Below are 12,556 nucleotides of genomic sequence, written 5' to 3'. Positions count from 1 at the left end.
TATCGGTAAGCATATTCCCTTTAAATAGCTTTATAAACTACTTAATACTTCTTTGGTTATTCTTTATTAGTTGTTGATAATTAGTTTTTTTACTTCGGTAAATCCGTTAGCTCCATACATCTCTATTAAATACATTCCGGTGGTTAGGTCCATATTTTTGGCTGAAAAGGTATTTGCTCCCGGTTGTAATTGTACTTCCGAATGTTTTTGTCCAGATAAGGTGTAAATAATAGCATTAGTTAGCTTATTATCTTTAATAAATAGTTCAAATTGATCACTTACCGGATTTGGTGAAATTGTTAATCGTTGTACGGCAATTTGATTTTCATCTTCATTTCCGATTACTACTCCTTTTTCTTCATATAAATTAGTACCACTTGCCCTGGTCACGGTTGTATTGATATTACCACAAGAACCTTCATATACTTTTATATTACTGAAAACAGAGGTATTTCCACTTCCCGCATCATTATCATTGATAAATATCATGGTGCTTGCCGTACCGGTATAAAACTGACCTACCGGAATTCTATATACACGTTCTGACGAACCTGAATAATTATCAAAGTCAGCTACTCCGTAGTTTTGAGTTCCGTATAATTTAAAATACAAGGTTGGAGACAAATCATTATCACTTTCAAATCCTATCGCATGAACTTCTCCTTCTGAAGTACTACTAAAGGTAACTTCTAAGATGGTTTGTGAAGTAATTTGATAAGAAAAAGGAATTGTTTTCCAGGTATTATTTCTTAAGGAAATTCCCCTTCTGTTTTTTACAATACCAAAGTCACCTGAACTATCCTGATTTGCAAAAGAACTTACCTGAGCAGCGTTGAAAGTTAAATTATCGCAGTTTTCATCGGGAGGAGTTGTATTACTTAATCCCATAGCTTGCCAAAAGGCAGGAATGGTGCTTCGTTCGCCGGAATTTGATCCGCCACCACTTCTATTACAACCTCCATAGGCATGTACGCCTACTGCATTGCCGGTAGCAACATCAATAATAGGGCTTCCTGAATTTCCTCGCTCCGTATCTGTAGTATAACGAACAAAGGTATTGTCAAAACTAGCTAAGGGACCAGTATGCGTTTGTTGCGTAGCATTGTCTGCACCAGTATCCGTACCAAAACCAGTAATAGTGATAGGTCCTATCGGATTTGACCGTACTACATTAAAAAATTTATTCTGCGCTTGTATAGGTGTTAATCCGGTCTGTGTATTGGCTCCGGCCGTAAAAACCGCCCAATCTGTTTCTGCTCTCCCTCGTACGTATTGCGTATTCATACTGGTGATCGGATATTGATCTTCGGGACCTGGAAAAACACGAGTGCCATTTGCTTGTGACCTGGGTACGTTAAACAGGATTAAAGAAGCACGGCTTGAAGCACAATGACCCGCAGTCACCAGTCTTCCGTTTGTTATAATCCAACCGGTGCATCCTATCGGCTCAATTCGTCCGATAGCAGCGTCATTTGAGGCTATCCGATTATCCTGGGCTCCACATTGCGATTTGGTTTGCAGATTGTTTTTCTTCCCAATTCCTATTTTATTGATTCTAAGACTACTATTCTCACCTTGGTTTTCAGTAATAGTTACTTTTACCTTGTCTCCATTGAAGTACGCACTACTATTCTGCCATTTACTTATAGTATGAGCATTAAAGGTTTGAGATGCATTATCCAGCAAAGAGGTAAGGGTAATGGTACTATTACCATTCAATTGTACCTGATCAAAAAAGATTCGGAGCCAAATAGCTCCTTTTTCTTCAATAATGTACTCTGATACTACAGCACTTTTGTTGTTGTCGCTGGCATCGGTTGCCATTTTAAGATCATAAGATTTGTAGGCTCTGGGCAATTGATTTTGAGCAGACATCTCGGTAAGGCAATTACCCCCGATGAGTAAAGCTATAGCCCATAGCTTACATTGTTTTAAAGAGCCTATTACTCTTTGAACATGGTTTGAGTTTGTCATTTTACTTGATTTTAATGTGAAGTATTAAGCTTGTTTAAGGTAATCCAATAAATAGTTAAACAACTATATAACAATTTATTAGAATGTATGAATGTAGGGAAATAATGTAGCATCATCAAATTATAGGGCAGTCTTTTGATTTTGGTTATTACTAACAAGCCTACCATAAGAAGTTGTAAAACAAAAACTATTACTACTTTTACAAGGTTCTTCCGTACATTATTACCATGATAAACGATACGATTATTGCCCTTGCTACTCCTCCGGGAACCGGAGCTATTGCCGTCATCCGAATTTCAGGTCCGGAATCTATTACTATAGCTTCGCAGCATTTTAAAGCTGCTAGTAAAATGCAACTATATGAGCAAAAATCACATACGATCCACTTGGGTTATATCGTTGATAAAAATCGGATGTATGATGAGGTATTAGTATCTCTTTTTAAGGGTACACGTTCTTATACAGGCGAACCTACCGTTGAAATTTCGTGTCATGGTTCGCCTTATATACAACAAGAGATTATCAACCTATTTCTAAAAAAAGGTTGTCGTGCGGCAGATCCGGGAGAGTTTACTTTACGGGCTTTTCTGAATGGAAAAATGGATCTATCCCAAGCCGAAGCCGTAGCAGACTTGATTGCTTCTGATTCGAAAGCTTCGCATCAACTGGCACTACAGCAAATGCGGGGTGGTTTTAGTAGCGAAATTAAACAGTTACGCAAAGAGCTTCTTAATTTTGCATCCCTTATTGAATTAGAATTAGATTTTGCTGAAGAAGATGTGGAATTTGCAAATCGGGAACAGTTCCAACAACTACTTACTAAAATAACTAAGGTGCTTAAAAACCTTATCGATTCATTTGCTGTCGGGAACGTTTTAAAAAACGGAATTCCCGTTGCTATCGTCGGCGAACCGAATGTGGGTAAGTCAACTTTATTAAACGCTTTATTAAAAGAAGAAAGAGCCATTGTTTCTGATATCGCAGGAACTACCCGAGATACTATAGAGGACGAACTCATTATTGACGGTATCAATTTTCGTTTTATTGATACCGCGGGAATACGTGAGACTACGGATACGATTGAAGGTCTGGGTATTCAAAAAACTTTCGAAAAAATCAAGCAAGCCCAGGTAGTATTGTATTTGGTAAACACACTTTTTTTAAAGACTTCAAAAGTAAATATCAAGCAGATGATTAATGAAATCAACCAATTAAAAAACAAAAATCCTCAAAAACCACTGGTGATTGTAGTTAATAAAGCAGATATACTATCTCAAGAAAATATTACTACTATAAAAGCTGAATTAGGAAATATAAATGGGACTGTTTTACAATTACTCTCAGCGAAAAACAGGGAGGGTATAGAAGAATTAAAAAATACCCTATTAACCTTTATAAATACCGGAGCTTTGCAGAGTAACGACACCATTGTTACTAATTCCAGGCATTATAGTGCTTTATTAAAAGCATTAGAAGAAATCCAAAAGGTACAATACGGAATGGATCAACAACTCTCCGGTGACTTACTAGCTATAGATATTCGGCAAGCCTTATACCACTTCGGAGAAATCACCGGAGAAATTACCTCTGATGACTTGCTAGGTAACATTTTTGCTAATTTTTGTATTGGGAAGTAACCTCATAAAAAAACATAAAACTTATCATACAAAAAAAGCATGATAAGTTTTATGTTATGAGATAGGTTTATAATACTAGTAATACTACCAATAACCTACCTAAATTACTCTTTAATAAATTTTAATACACTATTTTCTAATTTAAAGAAATAAATGCCGTTGCTTAGCGAACTAACATCGATCTTTTTTGAATTTCCCTGAAGTACATTTCTTCCACTTACTGAGAAAATGGACCATGCCCCCTCTATAGTGACGTTTAGTTGATTGGTAACCGGGTTAGGAAAAACCTGGAAGCTATTTTTTCCGTTTACATCAAAATCCTCCGTAGACAATGTATTCTCTATTACTTCCACATTAGTAGCTTGCACAATATCTTTGTTAGTACTAAAATCACCTCCTACTTCTCTGATCATAGCTCTTATAATATAATTAGTTCCCGGAGGTAAGTCAGCACCTAAATTAACCGTCACTTTAGCGCTCCCGGATCCTGGCGAAACTGTCACTTTACCTGAACCCTTAAAAACGGCATCATCAAAAATAGCAACTACCACGTCCCTATTAACCGATGCTTCATAATTCACATCAAACTCATAGGAATCAGAAGAAGTAAGTTGTGTAGGTAAGGAAGCAAATAAAATAGAATCCACGGCAACAACATCTGATTTTATTGTTTCTACCTGAAGGATGACAGAAGTAACAAATCCACCATTATCCGGAAAGGTCACGGTAACTGCATTTGCTCCGGCTTTAAGGAAACTAGTATTAAATGGAATTTCCAAAGTTCCGAAAAACTGATCTCTCGTTCTTTGATTGTAGCCACGGATAATATCTTGTGGTAAGTTTACTTTATTTCCGTTTATAGAAATTACGGGTTTAAAAGAAGCTTTAAGCGCCCTTCCTACTCCTACTCGTAGTTTTGCACTTCCCCTACCGGTAGCTACATTACCAAAGTTAAAAGTAGTCGCAGCATTTGCTTTGATAGGTTGTAAGTACTTTTTAGTATAATACTTTTTACTGGTAGCCGTTCCATTAAATTTTATCGGAGCATTAAAGGTATAGGTCAGTACGGCTGATTCACCATAGTCCAATCCTATTTCAGTAGGTGGTGTTGTACGTGTTACCTCGGTAAGCTCAGGAAGTTTCCTTAAGAATACTTTTAACCTTTTTACCTTAACGTTTTGAATAGCACCAACATTAGTTAGATTTAACTTAACCGTTTGTCGATTATCATTTAAGTTATTTAAAATGACATACATTTTATTTCCATCTACAAGTGCCTGGGTTTGAACATCTATATTAGTCGAATTTATCTGTACCCTTTTACCTTTTACCCCTTTCCAAATTTCAAAGAACTGAACCCTGGGAGTGTATTCCCAAGCCGGTGGGTTTGTTCGGATTCGGTTCCAAAGGGAGGATTTAGAAAACTTTCCCGTGGGGGATTGTTTGCTCATGGTAAACGGAATCGTATACTCAATTTCTCCTCCACGCTCCATAAATGCCATTGACATATGCATCTGCGAACGCAGAGCTTGAGAATTCTCTACAGGTTCGTAGTTGCGAACTCCCGGATTAGGAAAATTAGGTTGATCAGCAACTAAGCGTCCGAACTCCGTAATAGCAATTGGTCTAACGGTGTTAAGTTTTATATTGCTATAAGTCTGGATCATATCCAGAATGGCTTCTACATTTGATCCTGACCTACGGCCCCCTTCGTTATTTACCCCAACCCCATCATAAAGGTGTACGGTAAACACGTCTACATCTTTTCCGGCAATATCAATAAACTTCTTATATCTGGATTCCCAAAGCTTAAAATTATTCTTCTCAAAAGCTGGGAACGCAGATCCAAACCCAGCTACCTTTACGTTTTTAAGTTGAGGAGCAGCATGAATCTTCTTTCCTAATTCACGGTGTAATTCACAAATACGGGTATTTACCACATCAATACGATCCCCTTGTCCCGGACCTTTCTTGACAAATTCAATAGACTTGATCATAGGTTCATTTAAAGGCTCAATATACTTAGGCACCCGCGCTTCTTCATATCTGTAATAATCCCGCATGTAGGTAGTAAGCCTATCAATATACTGGGTCATATTTTCTTTAGAATAGTCCGCATTAGGCTTATAAAAATACTGACCTGGTGATGTAGATGTAAAACGATCTTCTACCGGACGTACTCCTGTAAATTTTCGCTTTACCGTAGGAAAATTTCCGGTACCCCTATGATTTTTAAGCGCACTATCTAACAATCGCGAACCCCGATAAGAAGGGGCAAAACCAAACTCATTTTTAAACTTAATAAAATCTTTATCCTTTACATCAGTAAGCTGATGGATATGGAAATACTTTTCTCTTTTGAAGTTTGATTCTTGCTTGACAAAGCGTTGTGTCTTCGGGTTAATAGTAACTGTACCCTGACTATAGGCACCAAAAGAAATAATTGAAGCTACGACAGCGCACTTCAATGTTGGTACTTTGAAATTCTTATACATAGTTGTTGAGTAATAATGTGTTAAAAATAGTTTTGGTTACAACAAATATAATAATTATATAGCCTCATTCTTTAACTACTTGTTAAAAACCGTTAAAAAAACCATATGAGGTATTAATTGAAACAACTATTTACATAATCAAGAGTATAAATTATAAACCCACAAAACGAACATACCTTTAAGGTATAATACGTTTTATGGGTTATCCATATAGAATTAATAACGTATGTAAGTACTTACATAGAAAGCGGTCTATCTTATACTTTACTCTTTAAGAAATTTAACTACCTTATTGTTCAATTTTATAAAGTAAATACCTTTATCTAAAGTAGCTACATTTATACTTTGTTTGTTTCCTCTAAGTACTTTTCTTCCGCTTACCGATATAATAGACCATTCACCTTCAGCGCTGACATTTAACTCATTTACAGCAGGATTGGGATAAACTATAAAAGTGTCATCCTCGTTAAGGTCATTTGATCTGTTAAAAGACTTTACGACTTTTACATTCTTAGCTTGTACCAAATCTTTATTTGTGCTAAAGTCTCCACCTACTTCTCTAATCATAATATTAACCAGGTAATTATTGCCAGGAGGTAAATTCGTAGCCATATTAACCCTTACTTTCTTTTTTCCAAAACCGGGATTCACTGTAATTCTACCAGTACCTTTCCAATCAGCACCATCCAGAATTGCTACTACAATATCTCTTTTAGCGGCTGCCTCATAATTTACATCAAACTCATAAAACTTTGAAGAAGCCAGTTGGGTTGGTTGTGAAGCAAATTCGATAGAATCATTTCCTATTACTTTAGATTTTGACCTTAAGGTTTCTGCCTGAATAATGACCGAAGTAATGTACCCTCCGTTGTCGGGAAACCTTATATTAACCGTATTCGCACCAGGCTTGAGAAAGTTAATGTCAAATGGAATTTCTAAAGTTCCGAAAAACTGATCTCTCGTTCTTTGATTATAGCCACGGATAATATCTTGCGGTAGGTTTACTCTTTTTCCGTTTATAGAAATTACGGGTTTAAAAGAAGCTTTAAGCGCTCTTCCTACTCCTACTCGTAGTTTTGCACTTCCCCTACCGGTAGCTACATTACTAAAGTTAAAGGTAGTCGCAGCGTTTGCTTTGATAGGTTGTAAATACTTTTTAGTATAATACTTTTTACTAGTAGCCGTTCCATTAAACTTTATCGGAGCATTAAAGGTATAGGTCAGTACGGCAGATTCACCATAGTCCAATCCTATTTCAGTAGGTGGTGTTGTACGTGTTACCTCGGTAAGCTCAGGAAGTTTCCTTAAGAACACTTTTAGACGTTTTACTTTTACGTTTTTAATACTTCCTATAGCGCCAACGTTCAACTTAACCGTCTGTCTGTTATCGTTCAGGTTGTTTAAAATAACATACATTTTATTTCCATCTACAAGTGCCTGGGTTTGAACGTCTATATTAGTCGAATTAATCTGTACCCTTTTACCTTTTACCCCTTTCCAAATTTCAAAGAACTGAACCCTTGGAGTATATTCCCAAGCCGGTGGGTTTGTTCGGATTCGGTTCCAAAGCGAAGACTTAGAAAACTTTCCCGTGGGGGATTGTTTGTTCATTGTAAACGGAATCGTATACTCAATTTCTCCTCCACGCTCCATAAATGCCATTGACATATGCATCTGCGAACGCAGAGCTTGAGAATTCTCTACAGGTTCGTAATTACGAACTCCTGGTTTTGGAAAATTAGGTTGATCAGCAACTAAGCGTCCGAACTCAGTAATAGCGATTGGTCTAACGGTGTTAAGTTTTATATTGCTATAAGTCTGGATCATATCTAAAATGGCTTCTACATTTGATCCTGACCTACGGCCCCCTTCATTATTTACCCCAACCCCATCATAAAGATGTACGGTAAATACGTCTACATCTTTTCCGGCAATGTCGATAAACTTCTTATATCTGGATTTCCAAAGATTAAAATTGTTCTTCTCAAAAGCTGGGAACGCAGATCCAAACCCAGCTACCTTTACGTTTTTAAGTTGAGGAACCGAATGAATCTTCTTTCCTAATTCACGGTGTAATTCACAGATACGGGTATTTACTACATCAATACGATCCCCTTGTCCCGGACCTCTTTTAACAAATTCAATAGATTTGATCATAGGTTCGTTTAAAGGCTCAATATACTTAGGTACCCTTGCCTCTTCATATCTGTAGTAATCTCGCACATAGGTAGTAAGCCTATCAATATACTGGGTCATATTTTCTTTAGAATAGTCCGCATTAGACTTATAAAAATACTGACCTGGTGATGTAGATGTAAAACGATCTTCTACCGGACGTACCCCCGTAAATTTTCGCTTTACCGTAGGAAACTTTCCAGTACGCCTATGGTTTTTGAGTGCGCAATCCAATAACCGCGAACCTCTATAAGAAGGGGCAAAACCAAACTCATTTTTAAACTTAATAAAATCTTTATCCTTTACATCAGTAAGCTGATGGATATGAAAATACTTATCTCTTTTAAAGTCCGACTCTTGCTTAACAAAGCGTTGTGTTCTTGGATTAACTGTTACAGTACCCTGACTATAGGCACCAAAAGAAATGATTGAAGCTACGACAGCACACTTCAATGCTGGTACTTTGAAGTTCTTAAACATAGTTGTTGAGTAATAATGTGTTAAATAATAGTTTTAGTTATAACAAATATAATAATAAATTAGCTTAATTTTTGAATATTTGTTAATACGCTATTAAAAAATTTACATAAACAACTAATTATTCCCATTGATTCAATAAGTAAAGGCAAGGCTATAAATGAATAAAACTTATTATACGCGCTGGTACAATAAGTTTTATATATGCTATTATAGGTATACTTTTACCTATAGTTTAGATGAAGTTAATTCATATTTATTCCTTAATAAATTTAACAACATTAGTATCTAATTTTAAAAAGTAAATACCCTTACTCAAAGCAGTTACATCAACCGTTTGTTGATCTCCCTGAAGTACCTTTCTCCCACTCACAGAAGAAATAGACCACCTGCCCTCAAGACTAATGTTTAATTCGTTTGTAACAGGATTAGGATATACATAAAAAGTATTTTCCTTATCCAAATTAAAATCTATTGTTGAAAGCGTATTACTTATCACCTCTACGTCAGTTACTTGCGATAAATCTTTATTCGTACTAAAGTCTCCATCTTTTTCCCTAATCATGGCTCTTACAATATAATTCTTACCGGGCGGTAACGCAGTTGGTAAAGTAATTGTAACTTTTTTATTTCCGGATCCCCGAGCTACTGTGATTTTACCTGATCCTTTAAAAACCGTATTACCTTCTAAGATAGCAACAACAATATCACGTTGTTCCGAAGCTTCGTAAGTAACATCAAATGTATATTGATCAGCAGACACCATAGGTATGGTAAATGAGGCTAACGCTATGCTATCCACATTAGTATTTGAATCAACATTTTCAATAGTTTCAATTTCTAAAATAACAGAACTTATATGTCCCAGATTATCCGGAAAGCTTACACTTACATTATTGGCACCTGCTTTTAGCAAATTAATATTAAAAGGTATTTCCAGCGTTCCGAAGAATTCTCTGCGCTTACTTTGATTATCTCCTCTAATAATGTCTTTGGGTAGCACTACATTAGTTCCGTTGATCGCCACTTTGGGTCTAAATGAAGATTTTAGGTTTCTTCCTACCGCTAATCGAAGTTTTGCTTTTCCTTTTCCGGTTTTAACATTATTAAAAGTAAAAGTATTTGCCGTATTCGCCCGTATAGGTTGCAAATATTTATTACTGTAATATTTAGTACTTGTCGCTTTTTTATTAAAAGTTTTAGGAGCCGCAAAAGTATAGGTTATGACTGCAGACTCTCCGTAAACCAGACTAAACTGATCCGGAGCAGTAGTTCGGGTAACTTCGGTAATTTCCGGAAGTTTCTTCTCAAAAACTTTAAGACGCCTTACGTTCACACTAGTAAGGTTTGCTCCGTTTACTAAATTTAGATTTACCGTTTGGGTAATATCATTTAAATTGTTAAGAACTACATATAATTTATTGTTATCTAAAAATGCTTGGGTTTGTACATCAATATTAGTAGAGTTGATTTCAATTCTTTTTCCTTTTACCCCTCTCCAAAGTTCAAAAAAGTTAAGTCTGGGCGTATATTCCCATCTTAAAGGATTTCTACTTACTCTATTCCACAATGCTGCCTTTACAAACGTAGTGGTAGGTGGTTGTTTATTCATGGTAAAAGGAATAGAATATTCAATATCCTCACCTCTTTCCATTAATGCTAAACTCATATGCATTTGAGACCGTACGGCCTGAGCATTTTCCAGAGGATTGTAGTTGCTAACCCCATTTCCAGGAGAGAAACCAGGCTGATCTGTCATAAGACGTCCGTACTCAGTAACTGCAATTGGTTTTACCTTTCCTAATTTAATACTACTATAAGTTTCAATCATATCTAGTACTGCTTCTAGATTAGATCCTGACCTGCGTCCTCCAAAATTATTTACACCTACACCATCGTACACATGTACACTAAAAATATCAACATCTTTTCCGGCAATGTCAATAAACCTTTTATAAGTAGAATTCCAATTTCTAAAATTTCCGGCTTCAAAAGCAGGAAATGCCATAGCAAATCCCGTCACTTTCATGTTTCTTAACTCCGGGGCAGCATGGATTTTTTTACCTAACTCCCTGTGTAATTCAAAAATTCTGGTATTTACTACCTCTAAGCGATCTCTTAATCCATTTCCTCCCGGAACAAATAGATTGTTAACAATAACCGGCTCGTTTAAAGGCTCAATATATTTAGGAACTAATGGCTCTTGATAACGATAGTAATCCCTCATATAATTAGTAAGCTTATCTATGTACTGAGTCATATTCTCTTTAGAATAATCAGCATTCTTTTTATAGAAAAACTCCTTGGGATTTGTAGAAGCAAATCGATTCTCAACTTGTCGAACCCCACTAAAATTTCTACGAACCTGCGGAAAGTTACCGGTTTTATTATGGTTTTTTAAAGGACTATCCAATATTCGGGCGCCTCGATAAGACGGCTTCATATCAAATCTATTCTTAAATTGAATAAAATCAGCGTCTTTTAAATCAGTCAATTGATGAATATTAAAATATTTATCTCGATTAAATGTAGACTCGTTGTTTACAAAACGCTGTGTCCTGGGATTAATGGTAATGGTACCCTGACTGTAAACACTGAAAGAAAAAAGGGAAGCAATGACAATACCCTTCAGTGTTAAAATTCTGAATTTGTTAAGCATAGTTGTTGAGTGATAACGTGTTAAATAATAGTTTGAATAAGCAAAGATAAGGAACTTATTACTATCTCTTAAAATAAAGTGAAAAAGAGAAGTTTATAGCTAAATAAAGCAGTTAAGAGCATTGATCTATGGTCTAACCTTAATTATTAATCCTTAAGTTCTTACGCTTATAATGATCAATCATAGACCTTGTTAAAATTCTTATTTATTATCATAAAGCATCTATAATTCATGTAAGGAAATAGTCAATTTATCGACTATTATTTAGGTGATTATAAAACCAAAATAAACATTAGTAAAATATTAAATTTAATACACATGTCATTAAAAGAAACCTTAGCAAAACTTAACAACGAAAACCGCACCAAAATTCCTGAAGAATTTTTGAAAGTTATGGATCAGTCCACAGATGATCTGATTGCTCAACAGCTTCCTGATCAAGCCATTCAGGTGGGTGACACTTTCCCTCAGGCTTCGCTTACCAATGCAAGTGGAAATACGGTAGATATCCAAGAGAAAATTAAAGAAGGACCGGTTGTTATTTCGTTTTATCGAGGTGGATGGTGCCCTTATTGTAATATAGAACTAAAGGCTTTAGAAAATGCATTACCGAAATTTAAAAAAGAAGGTGCAAATTTATTAGCCATTACGCCTGAAACTCCTGATAATTCTATAACTACTAAGGAAAAGAATGAATTGACTTTTGAAGTACTTTCTGATATTGATAATAAACTAGCCAAAGAACTAGGACTTGTATTTCAACTACCGGAGGCTTTAGATAAAATTTACCAAGAATTTGGTATCAATGTTGAAAAACATAATGCGAACGGAGATAACGAACTTCCTATTCCAGCTACATTTGTAGTAAGTAAAGAAGGTAAAGTAGTATACCGTTTTCTTAATGAAGATTATACAAAACGTGCCGATATCCCTGAAATTTTAGAAGCATTAAAAGCTTTATAATTGTAGGTACCATTTATATAATAATTACCGATCTCATTCTTTTAGTAGAGGGGATCGGTGGTTATTTTATCAAAAAATAATTTTTTAAAACCTACGGAAGACTACTTTTATATAACCAATACAATAAGCCTTTAGATCAATTATTGAAATACGGAGAGTTCACCCTCAAAACTCAT

Annotated in this window: 6 protein-coding genes; 2 read left to right on the top strand and 4 right to left on the bottom strand. The window is 35.7% G+C overall.

Annotation, left to right across the window (positions count from 1 at the left end; translation table 11 throughout):
• Positions 1-66 precede the first annotated feature (66 nt).
• On the bottom strand, positions 67-1,974 hold the full coding sequence (locus tag NBT05_RS10895) for a trypsin-like peptidase domain-containing protein (protein WP_265769888.1): 1,908 nt from the start codon (positions 1,972-1,974) through the stop codon (positions 67-69).
• 227 nt (positions 1,975-2,201) lie between these two features.
• On the opposite strand from NBT05_RS10895, the gene mnmE reads away from it, so the two are divergent.
• Positions 2,202-3,611: a tRNA uridine-5-carboxymethylaminomethyl(34) synthesis GTPase MnmE gene (gene mnmE, locus NBT05_RS10890; protein ID WP_265769887.1), complete on the top strand. Its 1,410-nt coding sequence runs from the start codon at positions 2,202-2,204 to the stop codon at positions 3,609-3,611.
• Between the two features lie 104 nt (positions 3,612-3,715).
• On the opposite strand, the gene NBT05_RS10885 is transcribed toward mnmE, so the two are convergent.
• The 3 genes from NBT05_RS10885 to NBT05_RS10875 all read right to left on the bottom strand — a co-directional run bounded on the left by NBT05_RS10885 (position 3,716) and on the right by NBT05_RS10875 (position 11,417).
• Positions 3,716-6,106 (bottom strand): T9SS type A sorting domain-containing protein, encoded by a 2,391-nt coding sequence (locus tag NBT05_RS10885; RefSeq protein WP_265769886.1) that lies wholly within the window; start codon positions 6,104-6,106, stop codon positions 3,716-3,718.
• 264 nt (positions 6,107-6,370) lie between these two features.
• Positions 6,371-8,761 carry a T9SS type A sorting domain-containing protein gene (locus NBT05_RS10880; protein WP_265769885.1) on the bottom strand — a complete coding sequence of 797 codons (2,391 nt, stop codon included), beginning with the start codon at positions 8,759-8,761 and terminating at the stop codon, positions 6,371-6,373.
• A gap of 253 nt (positions 8,762-9,014) precedes the next feature.
• Positions 9,015-11,417, bottom strand: coding sequence for a T9SS type A sorting domain-containing protein (locus NBT05_RS10875; RefSeq protein WP_265769884.1), 2,403 nt, complete (start codon positions 11,415-11,417; stop codon positions 9,015-9,017).
• A gap of 318 nt (positions 11,418-11,735) precedes the next feature.
• Here NBT05_RS10875 and NBT05_RS10870 point away from each other — a divergent pair, with 318 nt between their 5' ends.
• Positions 11,736-12,380: a peroxiredoxin-like family protein gene (locus tag NBT05_RS10870; protein ID WP_265769883.1), complete on the top strand. Its 645-nt coding sequence runs from the start codon at positions 11,736-11,738 to the stop codon at positions 12,378-12,380.
• The last annotated feature ends 176 nt before the right edge of the window (positions 12,381-12,556 follow it).

This window comes from Aquimarina sp. ERC-38, assembly GCF_026222555.1.
Taxonomy (GTDB): domain Bacteria; phylum Bacteroidota; class Bacteroidia; order Flavobacteriales; family Flavobacteriaceae; genus Aquimarina.
Note: the sequence above shows the minus strand (reverse complement) of the source record. Positions and strands in the feature narration are given on the sequence as shown.

Excerpts from the sequence above, each read along its gene's own strand:
- NBT05_RS10895 (WP_265769888.1), bottom strand. The coding sequence starts at position 1,974 with ATGACAAACTCAAACCATGTTCAAAGAGTAATAGGCTCTTTAAAACAA.
- mnmE (WP_265769887.1), top strand. The coding sequence starts at position 2,202 with ATGATAAACGATACGATTATTGCCCTTGCTACTCCTCCGGGAACCGGA.
- NBT05_RS10885 (WP_265769886.1), bottom strand. The coding sequence starts at position 6,106 with ATGTATAAGAATTTCAAAGTACCAACATTGAAGTGCGCTGTCGTAGCT.
- NBT05_RS10880 (WP_265769885.1), bottom strand. The coding sequence starts at position 8,761 with ATGTTTAAGAACTTCAAAGTACCAGCATTGAAGTGTGCTGTCGTAGCT.
- NBT05_RS10875 (WP_265769884.1), bottom strand. The coding sequence starts at position 11,417 with ATGCTTAACAAATTCAGAATTTTAACACTGAAGGGTATTGTCATTGCT.
- NBT05_RS10870 (WP_265769883.1), top strand. The coding sequence starts at position 11,736 with ATGTCATTAAAAGAAACCTTAGCAAAACTTAACAACGAAAACCGCACC.